Here is a 20,184-nt window from a genome sequence, read left to right as displayed (position 1 = left end):
TTTGGAGGGTGGCCGGTGGCTGCGCCGGCCTGTTTTCTACCTTGTTTTTCGGCATGGTCTTTACGAACGTCTTCTGGCTTAAAATCACTCTGATTCCGTCTATCATTGCCCTCATCACGCTGGTTGCCCGGCGGTGGGGCAACCAGATCGGCGGGCTGATCGGGAGTATGCCGTGGGTGGCGGGCCCGATTCTGCTATTCTTCATCCTGGAGCAGGGAACGCCGTTTGGCATCCAGTCCATTCAGGGTGTCATGCTGGGTATCCTGGCCCTGATCAGTTTTTCGTTCACGTATGCCACCCTGTCGCAGCGCCGAAGCTGGCTGCCGACCCTGCTGATTTCGTACGGCATCTACGCCATTACGGCCGTGGGGTTCAACGCGCTCCGGCCCAATCTGTGGGTCGGCTACGCGCTGGTGCTGGGTAGCGTATGGCTGGCCCTGCGCTTTTTTCCGCGCCCGGCCGCACAAACGACCTCGGCCCGGCGACTGCCCTACGAGATTTCGATCCGCATGGCCGTGGCCACGGTTTTTGTGGTCGTTATTACGGGACTGGCCAGCGTGCTGGGACCGACCTGGAGCGGTATTCTGACGCCCTTTCCGATCCTGACGTCTATTCTGGCCATTTTCTCGCATACGCTGCAAGGCAGCAACGCTACGATCTCTACCCTCCGCGGGCTGGTTATGGGCCTGTTTGGCTTCAGCACGTTTCTGTTCATGCAGGCCTTCTTACTGCCTCACTTCCCGATTGCCATCTCGTTTGGCGTGGCGCTGCTGGTCAACGCCCTGATCAACCTGCTGGCCAGCCGCTACGGACAAACCGCCTTTAGCAGAGCCATGGACAAAACCGACTCATAGCAATCTGATCATCCGCAACAGAACCGTTCATACCTCCCGTTAGTACCGACTCACTTACCGCACAGACTATGACCCTCGAAGCAGCCCAGCGCACCGTCGACGAATGGATAAAAACCGTTGGCGTCCGGTATTTTTCAGAACTTACGAACATGGCCATGCTGACCGAAGAAGTCGGTGAGGTAGCCCGCATCATGGCCCGTCGCTACGGCGAGCAGTCGGAGAAAGAGTCGGATAAAAACAAAGACCTCGGCGACGAAATGGCCGACGTGCTGTGGGTGTTGATCTGCCTCGCCAACCAGACCGGCGTAGACCTGACGGAGGCTTTCCGGAAAAATCTGGAGAAGAAAAACAGCCGCGACGCCACCCGCCACCTCGACAACGAGAAACTTCGGTAAACCCCCTACTACCGAGACGACTGGCTGAGATAGCCCGACCCGTAATAAAACTCCATCCGCTGCGTCTGGCCGTTTTTGTGCCGGATCAGCCGAACCGTTTCGCCGGGTTTGGCGCGGGCGGGTTTCTGAACAATACGCGGTTTCAGCAGCTGTACCGGGCCGTTGTTGTTCGACGCCAGATACCACACGGCCGACCCCGTAGACAGAGCCGCGAGCGCTTTGGCATCGCCATCGACAGCCAGACCAGCCTCGGCGGGCATTACCGCCCGGAAACCGCCCCGCCCGTTGCCCAGCAGCAGGCAGCCCCGCCCGGCATCGTACCAGCCCGTATAGGTTTCGGGGGCGTAGGAGTTCCCAACCAGCAGCGCGTCGGGCAGGCCATCTCCGTTGAAATCGCCGGTCTGAACCCCGAATACGGGCGAGGCCTGCGCCAGCGTCGGCAGCGGATGAACCGCGAAGCCCTCTTTCCCCTTGTTTTCGAGGTAGCACGACCGCAGCTCACTGGCCGTCAAGACGGTAGCTCCGTCGAGGTCATCGTCCGTAAACGCATCGGCAAACGATTTGTCGGCGTACTGCTGGAAGCTAGTGAAGCGTTTCCGGGCAAAGGTCGGCATCTGGTCGTTCAGCACGTCGCGGATGGGAACGAGCTGTTCACGTCCCTGGAGATAGTACGTCAGAATGGGGTCCATCTGGCCGTTTTTGTCGAAGTCTTTGGCGTATACCCGCAGCGGCTCCTGCGCCGACACCCGGTAGCGCGTATTCAGCCCCAGATTACCGGCTATGTAGTCGATATCGCCGTCGCGGTCGAAGTCGGCGCCGGTGAGCGAGTTCCAGAGGCCGGTTGGCAGGCCGGTGTCAGCCGCCCTGAACGTTCCGTGCTGGTTCGTGTAGATCGTGATCGGCATGAACTCACCCGCCAGCATGAGGTCGGGGTCGCCGTCGTTGTCATGATCCGTCCAGAGGGCCGCGCAAACCATACCGGCCTGCCTCAGCCCGGGCGCCAGCTGGTCGGTTACATCGGTGAAGCGCGGGGGACCGCCGGGGGTTTTGTCGTTCCGCAGCAGGTAACAGCGGGCCGCCAGCGGGTACTGCCCCACCCTGACCCGACCGGCCCGGAACAGGTCGAGATCGCCATCGCCGTCAAAGTCAGCGGCCACGACGCACGCGCCCGACGAGGTCGTTGGCGGCAACACGCCCTCCGACCGGGTCAGCGCCCCCCGGCCGTCGTTGAGGTAGAGCCGGTCCTGGTAGATACCGCTACTGTCGGGCTGGGCGCTGCCGCCACTCGCGACGTACAGATCCTGATCGCCATCGGCGTCGACGTCGAGAAACAGGGCGCCCATGTCTTCGAGGTCGTTGGCGCCCTGTACCTGCTCAGCAAAGCGGCCGGGCGCGGTCTGCAGGAACAGGCTCCTCGTCTGCCCCGGATCGGCCCCGATAAATACATCGTCGAGTCCATTGCCGTCGGCGTCGGCAATGGCAATGGCCGGGCTGTTTCGGGCGTATACCTGCGGCAACAGGGGGGTGCGCTCCAGATCGTTGGGCGGGGCTTCGCGATGCCGGAAGTTCAGTCCGGCCGTGCTGCCCGCCACGGTATCGAAGAAGGGAGAACGATCGGCCCCGGCTGCCGGACTAAAGGCACTGGCATTCGGCTGGTAGGTTATCGTATGAAGCCGGTCGGCGGAGAGCGCACCCAGCCGCTGAAACGTGCCGTCGGCCCAGCGCACTTCTACCTCGGCGCGGGTGTGTTTGCCAACGCCCACATGCACGAACGGCTCCACCGACGATGCGTACCCGCGTACCGGATGCACCGCTACCGACTGGGTTTGCCCATCGGCGGTACGAACCCGTACGTCGGCCCCCAGTCCGCGGGCATCGGCAGGCAGATGCAGCCTAAGGGCATGACTGACGATGGGCTTGCCGGGCTGGTTGGTTTCGTTGCGGTACAGTCCGGCTTCGGCATCCATGTTGTTGATGACCAGGTCGAGGTCACCGTCATTATCCAGATCGGCATAGGCTGCCCCGTTGGAGTAGGTCGGTTCGCCCAGGCCCCAGGCTTCGGACTTATCTTCGAAAAGCGGTGGCCCCGAGGGTCCCGCGCCTGTATTGCGGTAGAGGTAGTTATGCAGTTTGGCATCGGGCAGTTTATACAGTTCTTCGAGGGTTTTGCTGACGGAGCCGTTGCTGGCGTTGGCCATACCGAAGCTCGAAGCCTGGTTGTTGAGGTAGGCGATGTAGTCGAGGTTGGTAATGTCGCGCCGGTAGCCGTTGGTCACAAACAGATCCTTATGGCCATCGTTGTCGTAATCGGCCAGCAGGGGTGCCCAGCTCCAGTCGGTCCGGAATACGCCCGCCAGCTGACCGATTTCGCTGAAGGTGCTGTTGCCCATGTTCAGCTGCAGCGTGTTGCGCACGTACTGATCCTGATACCCCTGCTGCCGGGCCAGGTGAAAAAACTCCCAGCTGGTTTTGATCAGCATCATTTTCTGCCGGGCGTTGGTCTCAGGCAGCATGTCGAGCACCATGATATCGGGTCGGGTGTCGTTGTTGACGTCCTGAATATCGACCCCCATGCTGTTATAGCTGGTGTGTTTGAAGTAGTCGGCCGCCCGATCCGTGAAGCCCCCGTTTCGGTTGTTGATGTAAACCAGATCGTTCGACAGAAAGTCGTTGGCGCAATAGACGTCCAGCCAGCCGTCCTGGTCGATGTCCGCTACGGCGAGTCCGAGTCCATACCCTTCGGCCAGGATGCCGGCCTGCCGGGAAACGTCCCTGAAAACGGGCGATTGCTGGTCCGACCCGTCCAGACGTCCGGTCGTACCGCGCTGCTGAACATTCTGGTACAGCCGATCGGTGCTGAGACCTTCGCCGTTGATCCGTTTGGGGCGGATGGAGTTTCGGCCGGTGCGCTCCATGGCGTTGTTCAGTACGTAACAGTCGAGGTCGCCGTCGCGGTCGTAATCGAAAAAGGCCGCCTGTGTGTTCATACCGCTATCGGCCAGGCCGTATTCGCTTGCCAGCTCGCGGAAGGTGGGCACCTGACCGGGCCGGGTTTGCTGATTGATGAAAAGCAGGTTATGCCGTACGGCTCGGTTCGTATCGGGACCGGCCACGCTGACATAAATATCGGGCCAGCCGTCCTGGTTGACATCGGCCACGCTGACGCCGGTACACCAGGCCCGGGTCGTGACGCCTGCCTGGGCCGTTACATCAACAAAGGTAAAGTCGCTCCGGCCCGGCTGCGTCCGGTTCATGTAAAGTCGGCAGGTCACGTTGTTACCCGCAAAAAACAGATCCATACGCCCGTCGCGGTCGAAATCGCCGATGCCTACCCCGGCCCCGTTGTACATCGGATCGTAGGTATTGGCGTTGAGCGAGTCACTCTCGAACGGCTGCATGAGGTTGTTGAACGTCACGCCCGACTCGGCCGAACGGATGGGGGTGAACAGGGCACTGGCCGGCGGGCTGGGTTTGCACCCTACGAATCCGGCCAGCAAAAACAGCAGCAGAACAACACGAACAGACATAAACTGGACCGAAACGAATCCGGCCAAAACAAGCAAAGAGTACAGACGTTTCTTCTTTATCAATAGTAGTATAAAAGGAAGAAGTAGTAAAAATACGGAGAAAAGGGCAGAAGTTTGTGCATACCTTTTTTGTAGATTTACTAGTCAATCTCCTATCGCGTAGACTGTGGACGGCTTACTCAACTATCATCAGGCGACCGATGCCCAGATCTGGGATAATTTTTTGCTGGGTAGTCAGCCGGCCTATTCATTCATGTATGAGAAGTACGCCCGGATGCTGTACAACTACGGCTACAAGATTGCCCAGAACCGCCAGCTGACCGAAGATTGCCTGCAGGACCTGTTTCTGACAATTCTGGAAACCCGCGAACGGCTGGGCCATACCGACTCGATCAAGTTTTACCTGATGCGTTCGCTCCGGCGCGAGATTGTCCGCAAGCTCAACGCCCAGCAACGCTTTGCCGATAACGCCGAGCACGATGTCGATTTCAAAGTCGAGTTTCTGTACGAGCCGACCTGGCTCGATTCGCAGATCAGCAAAGAGCGGTCGGAGGCTGTGCTGCGCGAGCTGAACCAGTTGCCCGCCCGCCAGAAAGAAGCCCTGTTCCTGAAGTTTTTCGACAACCTCAGCTACGAGGAAATTGCGGGCATTATGGGCATCGAAACAACCTCGGCCTACAAAGTCATCTACAAAGGCATTGCCGCCCTCCAGAAACGAATGCCCGTCGACCTGCTGTCGGTTATACTGCTGTAGAGACGCGATCCTTCGCGTCTCCTGTGCGTCAGCAATGGACCATCTGCACAGTAAACAAAAAACCATCCGGATAGGAGACGCAAAGGATTGCGTCTCTACAAGCGTCAGCAGCAGACCATCCGAACTACGCGTCCCGGACTACGCGTCCCGGTGCAGACACGGACCATGGTATGGGCCTGTAGAGACGCGATCCTTCGCGTCTCTTATGCGTCAGCAACAGACTATCCTATGCGTCAGCAACAGACCATCCAGGCTGCCGTCGCGGTTGCGTCTATACATAGCATTATATCCGTAAAAATTTTCCCGATTCCGGGGGATAATTAGTTGGGAAGAGCTCTTCTGGTGGTAGTGTGTTTTGTACCGCCTGATGAAACAGCCTTACTCCGACTATACCGTCCGCGATTTTGTACTCGACGATGCGTTCCGCCGGTGGGTTTTCGAGCCCAACGAGCAGAGCATGACCTTCTGGCATACGTTTATGCTCAAACACCCCGAGCAGCAACCGGCCATCGACGAAGCCTCGTCGCTCCTGCTACACCTGCAGGCCAACTACGACGACCTCACCGACGCCAGCCAGCAGCGAATCGGACAGGTGCTGGAACAGGCGTTTGCCCAGCGCGCCCGCCTGGAGCCGGTGGCGCCTGTTGTACGGCCCCTCTGGCAGCGAAGAACGTTCATCGGCCGAGCCGCTGCCTCACTTGCGGGGGTCATTGTGCTGGCTGGCGCGGTACTATGGTATAGCCTTCAGCCGAGTCAGCAACGCATACAGACCGCTTTTGGGGAGAACCGCACCGTTGCCCTGCCCGACGGCTCGACGGTCCTGCTCAACGGCAACTCCAGTCTGACGTTTACCGACAACTGGGATACCGAAGCCACCCGCGAAGTCTGGCTCGAAGGCGAAGGCTTTTTCAAGGTGGCTAAAAAACAGACCCCAACCGGGCGACTCAAATTCGTCACCCATACGCCCGGCCTCGACATTACGGTGCTGGGCACGCAGTTTAACGTGAACACCCGCCGGGGCAGTACCGCCGTTACGCTGGTAGAGGGTCAGGTGCGGCTCAGCAAGCCCGGAGCAGCCCGGCAACAGGTTATCGACCTCAAACCGGGCCAGTTTGCCACCACCCAGCCCAGTATCGAGAAAGTAGAGGTACGCACCGAAAAACCACAGCTGCATACCGCCTGGACCCAGCGGCAGTTTGTCTTCGAGAACACCGCCCTGAGCGATATAGCCCAGCAACTGAACGACACCTACGGTCTGGAAGTGGTCTTTGAAGACAGCGATCTGGCCAGCCGCCGGTTTACCGGAAACCTGACCAACGAAACCCCCGAAACCCTGCTGACTACCCTTTCCCTAACTTTTGATCTAACCGTTCGGCGCGATAGTAACCGCGTTGTTCTCCAGCGAAACCCATAACCATAACCCGTACCGGTCGGCCCGATTGATTACCTCGTCGCACGAAGGCCAGCCCCTCTTTTTTTGTAAAAACCAACTTGATCGCCCGAATTACCATACATCTATTCCGCTTATGAAAAACAAGTATATAGTCCTCTCGCTGTTGCTGACGGGGGTCGGGGTGTATGCATTGCCGCAGCCAGCTGCTGCGCAACTGCTGAGCCGCGCCCACGCCAGCTATGCTGGCACGAGCTACCAGGCCCCAACGCCTGCCGAAACCACGCCCGGCCGCAACCAGGCAGGCCGCTCGCTCAAACGAGCCCTGTCTGAGCTCGAAAAACGGTTCGGTATCAGTTTTGCCTACGATGAACAGCTGCTGGCCAACCGCCGGACAGAGGTCGAGGTCGATGGCCTCTCGCTCGAACAGGCGCTCACCCAGCTCATCGACGCGCAGGGCCTACGGTACCGGAAGGTGAAAGCCAGCCTGTATGTTATTCAGCCGGCCCAGCCAAAAAACGGCGCGGCCGGCCCCACACCCCCGGCCACCGCCCTACCCGACCGCCCGGTCAATGAACTCTCGACCGGCCTGACCGAAGCCCCGCAGGTGAAACGCATCACGGGCCAGGTGACCGACGAGAACAACCAGGGCCTGCCCGGCGCCAACGTCATCGAGAAAGGAACCAGCACCGGTACCAGCACCGACGCCAACGGCAATTTCGTTCTGAACGTATCGGATGCGGCCACGACGCTCACCATTTCCAGCGTGGGCTACATCAGCCAGGACGTGCCGATCGGGAATACGGCCGTCGTGAATGTAAAGCTCGCGCCCGACGACAGAACCCTGAATGAGGTCGTCGTTATCGGCTATCAGGCGGTGCGGAAGCGGGACGTAACCGGCGCCAACGATGTCATCAGCCCCACGCAGGCCAACAAAGTGACGGCCAACTCACTGGCCGAGTCGATTCAGGGTCTCTCGCCGGGCGTCACGGTACGCAATACGGGCGTGCCAGGGCAGCAGGCGTCGATTCAGATCCGGGGGGTAGCCAGCTTCCTCAATACCGACCCGCTCTACATCATCGACGGGATGATTGCCGATGCCAACCCGACCATCAACAACGACGATATCGAGTCGATCCAGGTGCTGAAAGATGCGTCGGCAGCGGCTATTTACGGATCGCGGGCGGCCAACGGGGTCATCATCATCACCACCAAACAAGGGAAAGAAGGCCCTATCCGCGTATCGTTCTCGGGCAAATACGGCGTCCAGCAGGTTTACAGGCGCTGGGATGTGATGGATGCTGCCGGTTTCGCGGCCCTGCAACGCACACAGTACCAGAACGCCGGCCAAACGCCACCCGCCAGCGTGGCTACGGGTACGTTTAACCCCAACATCAATACCGACTGGCAGGACCAGGTGCTCCAGACAGGCAATCTTCAGGATTATAACCTGACGCTCTCAGGCGGCTCCAAAACCGGCACCTACCTGATATCGGGCAGTTACTTCGGCAACAAAGGCTACGTCATCGGCAGTGGGTTCGACCGGGCCAGCCTGCGGATCAACACCCGCAGCACCGTGGGTCGGTTCACGTTCGGCGAGAACGCGCTGCTGACCAACTCGAACATCGAGAACTTCCCGGCGGGTAATCCCATCTACGACATGGCCGGTATGCTGCCCGTCATTCCCGTACAGGACCCGCGCTATGTCAACGCCAGCAACCCCGGCGGCTACGGCATCGGCACCAACCCCGACGCGGTCACCTACGCCTTCAACCCGGTAGCGGTTCGAAACCTGGCCAGCAATAAAAGCAACTTTGCCAAGCTGGTCGGTAACGCCTACCTCGATGTAAAACTGGCCGACTGGCTGACCTACCGCGCCAACGCCGGACTGGAAGTCAGTTTCGACTACACCCAGAACCTGCGCCGGATCGGTACCTACCAGTACAGTGCCTCGCCGGTACTCAGCTCGGTTGCCGAAGACCGGTCGCGCTACCTGAGTCTGCTGTTCGAGCACACCCTGAATTTTGATCGGGTATTCGGTAAACACAGCATCAACGGGGTGGTCGGTATCAGCCAGCAAACCGCCCGGCGTGATGTCACCTCGGGTTCGCGTACCAACCTGGGCTTTGCGGGTGGTCAGTATTTCAACACCATCAACGCAGCTACCGGGGTATCGAACTCGGCGGGTGGCACGCCCGACGACTACCGGATTCTGGGCTACCTGGGTCGGGTCAATTACACCTACAACGACAAATACCTGCTGACGCTGACCGGCCGTGTCGACCAGGATTCGCGCTTCGGAGCCAACTACCGGACGGGCTTTTTCCCGTCGGTAGCCGCGGCCTGGCGCATCAGTCAGGAGAAGTTTTTTCAGGTCGACTGGATCTCCGACTTGAAGCTCAATGCCTCTTATGGCAAGCTGGGTATTGTTGTGCCGACGCTGGGGTCGTTTCCGTATACGGCTTTTATCAACAGCAACCCAAGAGCGATTTTCGGAGTCGACCAGACGGCTGTCGTAGGCGCCTACCAGGCTCAGCTGGCCAACCCCGATCTGCGCTGGGAAGAGCGGCTTCAGCAGAACTACGGCGTATCGGCCAGTTTTCTCAACAACCGCATCAGTACCGAGATCAACGTGTACAATTCGCTCTCGAACGATGCGATCCTGAATCTGGCCGTACCGGGCTACCTGGGTAACCTCCGCGGCAATCCGTATGTCAACACGGCCTCGATCCGCAACCGGGGGGTCGAATTCTCGGCTACCTACCGGAACAACAAAAACGCCCTCAAGTGGGACGTATCGGGGAACTTCACGACCATTAAGAACCAGGTCGAGAATGTGGGCAATCAGGGCCAGAACATCAACTACATCCAGAGCGGCAACACCCGCTCGCAGGTGGGGCTGGCCGTGGGGCAGTGGTACGTGCTGAAGACGGCGGGTATTTTTCAGAGTCAGGAAGAGATCAACAACTACCGGGGTCCCAACGGCCAGCTGATCCAGCCCAATGCCAAACCCGGCGACATCCGCTATGTCGATGCCAACGGCGACGGGCAGATTACGCAGAACGACGACCGCCAGTTCGTGAGTTCGCCCTGGCCCAGGCTACAGGCGGGGGCTCAGTTCAACGCATCGTACGGCCCGTTTTCGCTGAACGTCCAGCTGACCGGTGTCTTTGGCTATACCGTCTACAACGACGTACGGCGCGGACTCGACAGCTACCAGCTGACCAATTTCCGCCGGGACATCAGCCCCTGGTCAACGACCAATACCAACACGACCGATCCGCGGCTTGGCCTCGAAGCGGGTGATCAGGGTATTATCTCGAACAACTTCCCGTATACGGACCGCTGGCTCGAAGATGCCTCCTACGTTCGGATGCGCAACGTAGAGGTCGGCTATACACTGCCTAAAGCCTTGCTCAACCAGCTCAGAATCCGCAATGCCCGCGTGTTTGTCAGTGGTCAGAACCTGTTCACGATCACCAGCTACTCCGGACTCGACCCCGACGTAACGGGAAGCGGTATTCAGGAGCGGGGTGTCGACAACGGTCACTGGCCTTCGCCCCGGGTAATTTCGGCGGGTATCAACTGTGATTTCTAAGCTAACCCAACGCGCCGGGACCGGGCCAGTCAGGATCGAGTCCTGCCAAACCCGGAACCGCTCTTTCGTTCATCCATTCTTTCGCTTTTTCTTCTACGATGAAACATAGATTCATTCTCCTCAGTCTGGCCGCCACCGTCGCCCTGACGGCCTGCGACCGGAGCCTGGACATCGTCAACCCGAACCAGGTAACGACCGAATCGTTCTGGAAAACGTCCGACGATGCGCTGGCGGGGGTCAACGCCGTCTACAGCACCACCCACCGGGGCGGTATCTCACGCTGGCTGCCCTTCTACTACATCATCCGGTCCGACGAAGGCCGTAGCCAGAGCCCGGCTACCGACATTGTCAATAACATGGATCAGTTTCTGGTGACGGACTATAACTACGGCAATGCCTACTCGATCTGGAACGACAACTACATTGGCATCAACCGCGCCAATCAGGTAATCAACAATGTTCCGACCATTCAGATGGACGCTGCGCTCCGGGACCGGTACCTGGGCGAAGCCAAGTTTATGCGGGCCCTGTTTTATTACCACCTCGTCACGCTCTGGGGTAACGTGCCCCTGGTTCTTCAACAGTCGGTGGTGGGTGATAAACCCAATTCAGCTACCAGCGCCGAGGTCTGGGCCCAGATCGAGAAAGACCTGACCGAAGCGGCAACGGTGCTTCCGACTACCTACGGTTCTACGGAGCTGGGGCGGGCCACACGGGGCGCAGCCTACGCCCTGCTGGCCAAAGCGCAGATGCAGCAACGGAAGTACACCGAAGCCCTGACGCCCCTGCAATGGCTGGCCGACGGCGAAGGCAAAAGCCTCTATGCACTCGTGCCCAACTACCGCGACAACTTCCTGATCTCGACCGAAAACAACCGTGAGTCGGTCTTTGAATGGCAGTTTGAGGAAAACCCGGCCGAGTTTACCGACGACGATACCGAAACGCCGAACCAGAACTACGGCACATCGATTGCCCAGTTCTTCGGGCCGAGCAGTATTGGCTGGTCAGATGGGGAAGCGCACCGCTGGCCTATCTACGAATTTACCGAGCGAACCACCGCCGGGGCTCGTGACCCGCGTCTCGAAGCGTCGTTCCTGTTCGACTCCACCGATGTGCGGGGGCCTAACTTCACCCAGATTTACGGCGAGACATTCACCCAGCGATACGGCACCGGCAACAAACGGGTCTGGTTCCGGAAGTTTCAGAACGACCACTGGAAAATTGAGGAAGGCTACCGCTCGCCCAACAACTGGCGCTACATTCGGTATGCCGATGTACTGCTGATGTATGCCGAAGCCCTCAACGCAACCGGCAAAACGAGCCAGGCTTATCCGTATGTAGATCAGGTACGTCGGCGGGCGGGGCTGCCCGCGCTGTCGGTAGCCAGGCCCGGCCTCAGTCAGGAGCAGTTTCTGGCTCAGCTCAAACACGAGCGGGTTACCGAACTCTCGGGCGAAGGCCACCGCTGGAACGACCTGGCCCGCTGGGGTGATCTCGGCCCCCAGCTCGCGCCCCGCGACCCGGCTTTTTCTACGTTTGTACGCGGAAAGAGTGAACTGCTCCCCATTCCGCAGCTGGATCGGGACCTGAATCCCAACCTACAGCAAAACCCGAACTACTGATCGTTCTGACAGAACTGACCCGATAAGCAGGTTTGTTATAAAGCCTGTTCATCCGGTCAGTTCTGTCAGCTTTTTACCTCAACGATGAAAAACCTCCTGTTTGTTGTCCTGTCGTTGCTACTGGCCTGCCAATCGGCCAAGCAACCGGACCCCGTACCTACCCCGCCCGTAACCCCGGTCGATACCGTTGGCCGCTTCGCCAACCCGCTACTGACAGCCGCGCCAGATCCCTGGGTGACGCAGAAAGACGGGTTCTATTATGTTATGCATACAACAGGAGCTAACCTTCGTATCTATAAGACATCGGCCATGAGTCGGCTCGGCCAGGCCCGGCCCGTTACCGTCTGGACTCCACCCGCTACGGGGCCTAACTCGCGTAATATCTGGGCACCCGAGCTGTTTAACGTCAATGGGGTCTGGTACATCTATTATGCCGCCGACGATGGTAACGACCGGAACCACCGCATGTTCGTTCTCGAAAATACGGCGGCCGACCCCACCACCGGCACCTGGACCGATCGCGGTCGGCTGAACCTGCCCGAGAACAAATGGGCTATCGACGGTACGCTGCTGCAACGAAACGGCCAGCTCTACTTTGCCTGGTCAGGTTGGGAAACGGATCTGGGCGGCTCCCAGCACCTGTACATCTGCCGGCTGACCAATCCGTATACCGCCGAGGCCGCCACCACCCGCGTTCGTCTGTCCTCGCCCGACTTTGCCTGGGAAAAAGAAGGCTTTGGTGTCAACGAAGGGCCCGAGTTTCTGACCCACGGCAACAAGGTATTTCTGGTATATTCGGCCAGCTTCTGCGGGACCGACCTCTACGCCCTGGGCCAGCTCTCGGCCGACAGCAGCGCCAACCTGCTCGATACCAGGTCGTGGACCAAATCAGCTACCCCGGTGTTTGGTCCCAATGCGGGTAATGGCACCTTCGGCGTAGGCCACAACGGCTTTTTTACGTCGCGCAATGGTCAGGAAAACTGGCTGGTTTATCACGCTAACGCGGCTCAGGGACAGGGCTGTGGTGATCTGCGTTCGATACGGATGCAGCCGTTCAGCTGGAAACCCGACGGTTCGCCCGACTTCGGCCCGCCCAAACCCCTGACCGAACTACAGAAACGACCCGGTGGCGAATAGACCGGGCTGATTCTGCTTCGTAGTTATAAAAAATCCCCCTTGACTGCGTCGAGGGGGATTTTTTAATGTGTATTTATTGCTGACGCGGGTAGAGACGCAACCCTTTGCGTCTCTACCAAAGGCCGGGGCGATTGCGTCTCTACTTTTGGAATGATCCGAAGATGTAATCCCACATGGGGGTCGAAACGCCGTAGTTGCTCTCGGGGTTTTTGTAGTGGTGAACGCTGTGGTTTACCCAGAGTTGCTTGAAGAAATTCTTCGGGGGGGCGTAGGCATGCACAATGAAATGCACGGCCAGATAGCCCGAGTAGCCAACCAGAAATCCGGGGAAGAACGCATAGGCCGCTTCGCCCATCATCAGGAAGAACAGGCCAAAGAAAGCACCGGCCACGACGATAGCCAGCGCGGGCGGCATAGCCAGACGGGTTTTGTCTTTCGGGTATTCGTGGTGAACGCCGTGGAATGTGTACTGGATTTTAGCCCGCTGGGGTGTGCTGGGCGCCAGGTGATACAAGTAGCGGTGTAACACGTACTCGAACAGGGTGAATACAAACAGCCCCGTAAAAAAGAGGGCAGCAATCATCTGCGTACCCATGTCTGTATACGTAAAGGCATACCAGCCCAGGAATACAGACAGTACCAGCCACATCGAGATCGGGATCATGATATGCGTCCGCGAGAGCGCTTCCAGGATTGGGTTATCGAACAGTTTTTTCGTACCGCTGTTTTTGGGGCGCGTTCTGCCGTGACCGGCCATTGTTTGTAATGTATCGTTCGGCTTTTCCATAATAAGCTTCATTCGGTTGATGAGGCAAAAATACAACGAAATCCGGGTTTATAGACCTCATGTAGTAAACCCTCTTTACTATATCCAATCAGGTTTTGCTTACTTCCAGCTGGTCGGACAGCTTTTCCTGCATGGCCGAGAAATCACCCTTCGGCATCTTCTGCCGGATGATCAGCCGTAACGAATTATTATACGTCAGGTAATTGAACATCCAGTTGATAAAGATAGCCAGTCGATTCTTAACGCCAACAATGGCCATTAAGTGCACAAACAACCAGGTTAACCACGCCAAAACGCCCTGAAATTTCAGGAAAGGCAGGTCAACCACGGCCAGTCCGCGGCCAATAGTAGCCATCGTTCCCAGATCGCGGTAGGTAAACTCCTCCGGCGCTTGGTTTTTCAGCCATCGGGTCATGTTCTTAGCCAGCAGCCGCCCCTGCTGAATGGCGGGCTGCGCCACCTGCGGATGACCGTTGGGCCACTTCTCTTCGCTCATCAGCGCTACGTCGCCAATGGCAAACACATCCGTGACCCCCTGGACCTGGTTGTAACGGTCAACGATGATTCGCCCCCCGCGACCGAGCACCTCGGGAGGCAGACCCGCCAGCGGGCTGGCTTTGACCCCCGCAGCCCAGATCAGGTTGTTGGTGCGCAGGGTCGAGCCGTCGTTCATGGTAACGATACGGCCATCGAAATCCTTGACGCGGGTATTTAGCCGGACGTTTACGCCCAGCTCCTGCAAATACGCCAGCGAGTGCTCCTGCGACTGTTTCGACATCGGCCCCAGCAGCTCCCCACCCGATTCGATCAGGTAGATGTCCATCTTCATGAAGTCGAGTTCCGGGTAGTCGCGGGGTAAAACCGTCCGGCGCATCTCGGCCAGCGTACCACACAGCTCGACCCCCGTTGGCCCCCCGCCTACCACCACCACGTCCATGAACCCCTCGCGCTCATCTTCCGACTCGACACTGAGGGCATCTTCGAAGTTCTGAAGCATCCGGTTGCGGAGCGCAATGGCTTCGGCCACCGACTTCATGGGCAGCGCTTTCTCGATAATATTCTGCTGGTTGAAGAAGTTGGTATCCGCACCGGTGGCAATGACCAGCCAGTCGTAGGTGATCGGACCCAGCTCGGTATCTACCGTTTTATCGGCCGGCCGGACGCCGGTCACGTTGGTAACCCGGATATGTACGTTTTTGCAGTTGCCAAACACCGCCCGCAGCGGAAACAGGATGGAGTTGGCCTCCAGGCCTGCTGTGGCCACCTGGTAATACAGCGGCTGAAACTCGTGGTAGTTCTGCCGATTGAGCAATACCACCTGAAAATCAGAGCGGTTGGCCAGCTTCCGGGCCAGCTTGAGCCCCCCAAAACCAGCGCCGACGATGACCACGCGTTTCCGATCCGTTTGCGGTATGTTTGGATTCATAGGATAGTTGGTTTATCAATAATGATCCGTAGCGCTCATTATTCCTTATTCATTATCTATTCTCAACGCGACATTGTTCAGCATCGGATGGTCATACGTTATCCATCACCTGCTGCAATACCCGTTCATAATGGGCTTCGTAGCGGGGCACGACCCGCGACAGCTCGAACTCGGTGGCGCGGGCCAGCGCATTTTCCTGAAAGGCAGGCAGGTTGGCATCGTCGAGCACGAACAAGGCGTTGCGAACCATATCGCTGACATCGCCCACGTTGCTCAGGAAACCCGTTACGCCGTTTACGTTCAGCTCGGGCAGACCGCCCACATTAGACGAGATAACCGGCACCTGGCAGGCCATGGCTTCAAGGGCTGCCAGGCCAAAGCTTTCGTTTTCTGACGGCATCAGAAACAGATCGGCCACCGACAATACCTCCTCTACGGCGTCCATCTTACCCAGAAAACGCACCTGGTCATAGATACCCAGATCGCGCACCAGTCGTTCGATACGCGCCCGTTCGGGGCCGTCGCCCACCAGCAGCAGCTTGGCAGGGACCTGTTGCTGCACATGGTAAAAAACCATCACCGCATCGTCGATGCGTTTGACGCGCCGAAAGTTGGACGTATGTACAATCAGCTTTTCGCCGTTGGGGCAGATCGCTTTCTTGAAATGCTCTTTCTGCTGCCGCTTGAACCGCGACAGGTCGATGAAGTTCGGAATGACTTCGATGTCGCGGTGCACCTTGAAATGCTTGTAGGTATCCTGCCGAAGGTCTTCCGATACGGCCGTAACCCCGTCAGATTCGTTGATGCTGAAGGTAACTACGGGTTCATAGGAGGCATCTTTCCCGACGAGCGTAATGTCGGTTCCGTGTAGCGTCGTCACGACCGGCACCGACCGCCCCTGCGACCGCAGAATCATTTTAGCCATATAGGCAGCTGACGCGTGCGGTATGGCATAATGCACATGGAGCAGATCGACATTTTCGTTCGTCACCACATTGACCATCTCGCTGGCCAGCGCCGACTCGTAGGGCGCGTACTGAAACAGCGGATAAGACGGGATGTTTACTTCGTGGTAGAAAACGTTTTCATTGAAGAAGTCGAGCCGGGGTGGCTGCTGGTAGGTAATAAAATGGATCTGGTGACCATTTTTGGCCAGTGCCTTACCAAGCTCGGTAGCCACCACACCACTGCCCCCAAAGGTTGGGTAGCACACTATGCCAATTTTCATGCGAATGGAGCCACGAAGGCCGGAAACAGTTTGTAGGTCAACAACAAAACAGGAGCAAAAGAATCCCGAAGCGGGCGGAAAGAACGAACGATGCGGATACCCTCGCTCAGCTACTCGGTTTTGGCCCCGCTTCGGCCGGCGCTTAGCCAGGCTACGATTGGCCCGGCAGCCTTACCCCTAGCCGCCCTGTTTTCCTTATTTTTCGCGTACTTTTAGGCAAAAATCGGTCATGGTCGTGCGTCAGCCTATTCCTTTCTCGGCCTTTGTGGGTGGCTTTCTGCGGCTGATCCGGGTGCAGAATCTGCTCATTGTCGTGCTGACCCAGTTCCTGGCCCGTATCGCTCTGGTGGGGCCGCGCGAGCAGTGGCTCCGGATCCTGATCGACCCAACGATCTGGTTGCTCTCGTTCTCGACCGTCTGCATTGCGGCTGCGGGTTATATCATCAACGATTACTTCGACATCAAAATCGATCTGGTCAACAAACCCGATCGGGTCGTGATTGGCCGTTACCTGAAACGTCGGGTAGCGCTCGTCGCACACCAGAGCCTTAACGTCATTGGCTGTCTGATCGGGTTGTACCTGAGCCGCTGGGTCTTCGTGGTCGATGTGGTGAGCGTGTCGCTGCTGTGGTTTTACTCCGCCAACCTGAAGCGGCAGCCCGTAACCGGCAACGTCGTTATTTCGCTGCTGACGGCCCTGTCGCTGATTGTGCTGGCGGTCTATTATCGACAAAATGCCGATATGCTGCTCATTTACGCGCTCTTTTCGTTCGGCATTTCGCTCGTTCGTGAGATAATCAAAGACATGCAGGACATCCGGGGCGACGCCCGCTTCGGTTGCCGGACCCTGCCGATCGTCTGGGGCCTCCGCCGAACCAAATACCTGCTTTATGTCCTGATCGCATCGTTCATTACCACGCTGTTTCTGATTGCTGACTCGCTCAACAACTGGCACCTGGAGGTAATCTTCCTGATCCTGCTGGTTCCCATCACCTGGCTTACCTACCGGCTCGTCTACGCCGACAAACGCAGCGATTTCGGCTACCTGAGCACCCTCTGCAAGTTGATTATGCTGATGGGCGTGCTGAGTATGATCTGGGCCTGACCCCGGCCAATGACCGTTTGCTCAATGACTTAGCTATCCACGCACAGACATATATACATTTGCCCCGTATTAACTTACTTGCTTCTGTCTATATGAAACTACACAGATTTATTTGGGTGCTGGCGGTCATGCTGTCGACCACTGTAAAAGCACAGAACTGCCTGGGCGTTCCGCTGAAAACTGGCCAGGCGTTTGAGATGTCGATGTTCAACGCCAAAGACAAATCTACCGGCAAAGTAACCTATCAGGTAACCGACATGCGCCGGGAGGGTGGCCAGACGCTGGTCGATATGATGGTACAGATGACGGACGAAAAAGGTCGGCAGCAGGCTCCGTACACCGTTCGCTACACCTGCACGGGCACCGAACTCCTGGCCGATCTGTCGGGGCTGGCGCAGACCATGCAAAACGCCGGCATGAAAGACACCCAGATCAAGCTCAAAACGAATCAGCTCGTTTATCCCGGCAAGCTGACCGTTGGCCAGAAACTGTCCGATGGCCAGATGGAAGCGGATATGATCACGAATGGCAGTACCCTGATGGAAATGTCGCTGGTGATGAGCAACCGGCAGGTAGAAGCCCAGCAGCCCGTAACCACGCCCGCCGGTACCTTCGACGCCTATAAGATCAGCTCGGACCTTTCGCTCACGAACCGGGCCATGGGTATCCCGATCCGAAGCACAATGCGCGTAGTCAGCTACCGAACCACCGATCAGCTGCTGGACATCCGGTCCGAAACCTACAACAAAAGCGGCAAGCTGATGGCCTACACCCTACTGAGCCGAGTGAACTAAGGGCCTTTTTCTAATTTTTCGCAACTTTGTTGCAAGAAATCGGGTTGGATTGAAATACGGTTGCCGAACGCGTCGTATTTTTGCTCCTGCTTATGAAGACAGATCTGTTATCCAGCAAAGCCGACTACATCGGCATCACCGGCTCGGTGCTGTGTATCATCCACTGTTTAGTAACCCCTGTGCTTTTGATGACTACCGCCGTGTTTCAGGACGAGCAGCTTCGGGTTGGTTATCTAAGTCTGGATTACGTCTTTATCGGCGTCAACATCATGGCCGTTTTCTTTGCCACCCGCCATCATGTACAACCCGCCACCAAACGGGCGCTGTGGGGCTTTTTGCTGCTGTTCGCAACGGGCATCATGCTCGAAGATGTCAATGAATTCTTTGAATACGTAGGCTACGCAGCCTCCGCGGGTCTGGTCATCAGCCACCTCATCAACATTCGTCAGCACCGGCTGAACCACGCTCACTAGTTGGGAGCGCTGAGCCGACGATCGGCTATGTAGTCCGTGTCGGTTAGCGTCCGCAGGAAGGCTACCAGCTGTTTTTTCTCCGTGTCGGTTAGGGGCACCCCCGGTTTGCCGTTTATCCGCAAGGCCGGGTCGAGTTCGGGCACATCCTGCATGTTGGTACTGTAGTGATTCATCACCTCTTCGAGTGTCCAGAACCGGCCGTCGTGCATGTATGGGCTGGTCCGCTCCACATTGCGCAGGCTGGGCACCCGGAACCTAAACCGATCTTCGGGCCGGAGCGTAATCAGCGACCGGCCTTCATCGTTGTTATTGGCGCGGCTCAGCCCGTTGTTGCGGTACGACTGGTCGGTAAACAGCTCACCCGCGTGGCAGGTGCTGCATTTCTGTTTGAACAGCGTGAGCCCGGCCAGTTCGTCGGTCGATAGCTGCCCCCCGGCCTCGTTGCGGACGTATTTATCGTAGCGACTATTGGCCGATACCATCGTGAGCATGAACTGCGACAACGCCTTCAGAAACCGGTCGGTCGTGATGGAGTCGGTTCCGAAAGCCGCCAGGAACATGGGACGGTACCGGGGCGACTGCCGCACCGCGTTCAGCAGAGCCGGCATCGAATGGCCCATCTCGACCGGATTTTCGATCGGCGCGATGGGCAGCAGATCCAGATCCTGTACGCCCCCATCCCAGAAAAAAGATTTGTAGAACGCCATGTTCTGTAGCCCCAGGTTATTCCGGGTGCCTATTTTATCGTTAATGCCGTGGCTCAGGGCGTGGTCGGTATGGGCAAAAGCGGCCCCCTGCTGGTGGCAGAACGCGCAGCTGACCGTCCCGTTCACCGACAACATATCGTCATAGAACAGAGCCCGGCCCAGCGCTACGCCCTCCAGCGTCAGTGGATTTTTCGAGAACGCGTAGGTTGGCTCAGGGAAATTGGCCGGTTTTTTCCAGGGGTAGGGCGTGGTCTGGTACTCGATGGGTTTGGGGCCCGTCGGTTCAGGATCGGTGGTAGAGTCGGACCCGCCGGGCTGGCACGACACCACCGCCCCGAACAGGGCGACACTGATCCATACTCCAAAAAATTGCCAGCGCTGCATAGT

General features: G+C 57.9%; 15 protein-coding genes. 10 read left to right on the top strand and 5 right to left on the bottom strand.

Annotated features, from left to right (window positions below):
- The first annotated feature begins 53 nt into the window (after positions 1-53).
- Positions 54-854 (top strand): hypothetical protein, encoded by an 801-nt coding sequence (locus tag B1C80_RS25265; protein ID WP_077924128.1) that lies wholly within the window; start codon positions 54-56, stop codon positions 852-854.
- Between the two features lie 68 nt (positions 855-922).
- Positions 923-1,249, top strand: a complete 327-nt coding sequence (locus tag B1C80_RS25260; protein ID WP_077923978.1) for a nucleotide pyrophosphohydrolase — start codon at positions 923-925, stop codon at positions 1,247-1,249.
- A gap of 8 nt (positions 1,250-1,257) precedes the next feature.
- Here B1C80_RS25260 and B1C80_RS25255 read toward each other — a convergent pair whose 3' ends face one another.
- A complete protein-coding gene (locus B1C80_RS25255; protein ID WP_139361741.1) occupies positions 1,258-4,776 on the bottom strand; it encodes a VCBS repeat-containing protein in 3,519 nt (1,172 codons plus the stop codon).
- 166 nt (positions 4,777-4,942) lie between these two features.
- Between B1C80_RS25255 and B1C80_RS25250 the strand changes: the two genes are divergently transcribed.
- The 5 genes from B1C80_RS25250 to B1C80_RS25230 all read left to right on the top strand — a co-directional run bounded on the left by B1C80_RS25250 (position 4,943) and on the right by B1C80_RS25230 (position 13,277).
- Positions 4,943-5,530 carry an RNA polymerase sigma factor gene (locus B1C80_RS25250; RefSeq protein ID WP_077923976.1) on the top strand — a complete coding sequence of 196 codons (588 nt, stop codon included), beginning with the start codon at positions 4,943-4,945 and terminating at the stop codon, positions 5,528-5,530.
- A gap of 367 nt (positions 5,531-5,897) precedes the next feature.
- Complete coding sequence (locus tag B1C80_RS25245; protein ID WP_077924127.1) at positions 5,898-6,944, top strand: FecR family protein; 1,047 nt, start codon at positions 5,898-5,900, stop codon at positions 6,942-6,944.
- A 112-nt stretch (positions 6,945-7,056) separates the two neighbouring features.
- The gene (locus B1C80_RS25240; RefSeq protein ID WP_077924126.1) at positions 7,057-10,518 is read left to right on the top strand and encodes a SusC/RagA family TonB-linked outer membrane protein; all 3,462 of its coding nucleotides are present in this window, start codon (positions 7,057-7,059) and stop codon (positions 10,516-10,518) included.
- Between the two features lie 98 nt (positions 10,519-10,616).
- A complete protein-coding gene (locus B1C80_RS25235) occupies positions 10,617-12,140 on the top strand; it encodes a RagB/SusD family nutrient uptake outer membrane protein (protein ID WP_077923975.1) in 1,524 nt (507 codons plus the stop codon).
- 84 nt (positions 12,141-12,224) lie between these two features.
- Complete coding sequence (locus B1C80_RS25230) at positions 12,225-13,277, top strand: family 43 glycosylhydrolase (protein ID WP_077923974.1); 1,053 nt, start codon at positions 12,225-12,227, stop codon at positions 13,275-13,277.
- Between the two features lie 139 nt (positions 13,278-13,416).
- Here B1C80_RS25230 and B1C80_RS25225 read toward each other — a convergent pair whose 3' ends face one another.
- The 3 genes from B1C80_RS25225 to bshA form a co-directional block, all read right to left on the bottom strand.
- Positions 13,417-14,064 (bottom strand): sterol desaturase family protein, encoded by a 648-nt coding sequence (locus B1C80_RS25225; protein ID WP_077924125.1) that lies wholly within the window; start codon positions 14,062-14,064, stop codon positions 13,417-13,419.
- Between the two features lie 88 nt (positions 14,065-14,152).
- The gene (locus B1C80_RS25220) at positions 14,153-15,490 is read right to left on the bottom strand and encodes an NAD(P)/FAD-dependent oxidoreductase (RefSeq protein ID WP_077923973.1); all 1,338 of its coding nucleotides are present in this window, start codon (positions 15,488-15,490) and stop codon (positions 14,153-14,155) included.
- Positions 15,491-15,581: 91 nt separating this feature from the next.
- Positions 15,582-16,718, bottom strand: coding sequence for an N-acetyl-alpha-D-glucosaminyl L-malate synthase BshA (bshA, locus tag B1C80_RS25215; RefSeq protein WP_077923972.1), 1,137 nt, complete (start codon positions 16,716-16,718; stop codon positions 15,582-15,584).
- Positions 16,719-16,947: 229 nt separating this feature from the next.
- Here bshA and B1C80_RS25210 point away from each other — a divergent pair, with 229 nt between their 5' ends.
- The 3 genes from B1C80_RS25210 (at position 16,948) to B1C80_RS25200 (ending at position 19,090) form a co-directional block, all read left to right on the top strand.
- A complete protein-coding gene (locus tag B1C80_RS25210) occupies positions 16,948-17,823 on the top strand; it encodes a geranylgeranylglycerol-phosphate geranylgeranyltransferase (RefSeq protein ID WP_077923971.1) in 876 nt (291 codons plus the stop codon).
- Between the two features lie 92 nt (positions 17,824-17,915).
- Complete coding sequence (locus B1C80_RS25205) at positions 17,916-18,617, top strand: hypothetical protein (RefSeq protein ID WP_077923970.1); 702 nt, start codon at positions 17,916-17,918, stop codon at positions 18,615-18,617.
- Positions 18,618-18,709: 92 nt separating this feature from the next.
- Positions 18,710-19,090 (top strand): MerC domain-containing protein, encoded by a 381-nt coding sequence (locus B1C80_RS25200; protein ID WP_077923969.1) that lies wholly within the window; start codon positions 18,710-18,712, stop codon positions 19,088-19,090.
- On the opposite strand, the gene B1C80_RS25195 is transcribed toward B1C80_RS25200, so the two are convergent.
- Complete coding sequence (locus tag B1C80_RS25195) at positions 19,087-20,181, bottom strand: cytochrome-c peroxidase (protein WP_077923968.1); 1,095 nt, start codon at positions 20,179-20,181, stop codon at positions 19,087-19,089. The genes B1C80_RS25200 and B1C80_RS25195 overlap by 4 nt on opposite strands.
- Positions 20,182-20,184 lie beyond the last annotated feature (3 nt).

The organism is Spirosoma sp. 209 (assembly GCF_002006735.1).
Classification (GTDB): Bacteria; Bacteroidota; Bacteroidia; order Cytophagales; family Spirosomataceae; genus Spirosoma; species Spirosoma sordidisoli.
Note: the sequence above shows the minus strand (reverse complement) of the source record. Positions and strands in the feature narration are given on the sequence as shown.

Bases quoted from the DNA above. Each gene is read 5' to 3' on its own strand.
- B1C80_RS25245 (WP_077924127.1), top strand. From the start codon at position 5,898: ATGAAACAGCCTTACTCCGACTATACCGTCCGCGATTTTGTACTCGAC.
- B1C80_RS25225 (WP_077924125.1), bottom strand. From the start codon at position 14,064: ATGGAAAAGCCGAACGATACATTACAAACAATGGCCGGTCACGGCAGA.
- B1C80_RS25265 (WP_077924128.1), top strand. From the start codon at position 54: ATGGTCTTTACGAACGTCTTCTGGCTTAAAATCACTCTGATTCCGTCT.
- B1C80_RS25195 (WP_077923968.1), bottom strand. From the start codon at position 20,181: ATGCAGCGCTGGCAATTTTTTGGAGTATGGATCAGTGTCGCCCTGTTC.
- bshA (WP_077923972.1), bottom strand. From the start codon at position 16,718: ATGAAAATTGGCATAGTGTGCTACCCAACCTTTGGGGGCAGTGGTGTG.
- B1C80_RS25260 (WP_077923978.1), top strand. From the start codon at position 923: ATGACCCTCGAAGCAGCCCAGCGCACCGTCGACGAATGGATAAAAACC.
- B1C80_RS25210 (WP_077923971.1), top strand. From the start codon at position 16,948: ATGGTCGTGCGTCAGCCTATTCCTTTCTCGGCCTTTGTGGGTGGCTTT.
- B1C80_RS25255 (WP_139361741.1), bottom strand. From the start codon at position 4,776: ATGTCTGTTCGTGTTGTTCTGCTGCTGTTTTTGCTGGCCGGATTCGTA.
- B1C80_RS25230 (WP_077923974.1), top strand. From the start codon at position 12,225: ATGAAAAACCTCCTGTTTGTTGTCCTGTCGTTGCTACTGGCCTGCCAA.
- B1C80_RS25220 (WP_077923973.1), bottom strand. From the start codon at position 15,490: ATGAATCCAAACATACCGCAAACGGATCGGAAACGCGTGGTCATCGTC.
- B1C80_RS25200 (WP_077923969.1), top strand. From the start codon at position 18,710: ATGAAGACAGATCTGTTATCCAGCAAAGCCGACTACATCGGCATCACC.
- B1C80_RS25235 (WP_077923975.1), top strand. From the start codon at position 10,617: ATGAAACATAGATTCATTCTCCTCAGTCTGGCCGCCACCGTCGCCCTG.
- B1C80_RS25205 (WP_077923970.1), top strand. From the start codon at position 17,916: ATGAAACTACACAGATTTATTTGGGTGCTGGCGGTCATGCTGTCGACC.
- B1C80_RS25240 (WP_077924126.1), top strand. From the start codon at position 7,057: ATGAAAAACAAGTATATAGTCCTCTCGCTGTTGCTGACGGGGGTCGGG.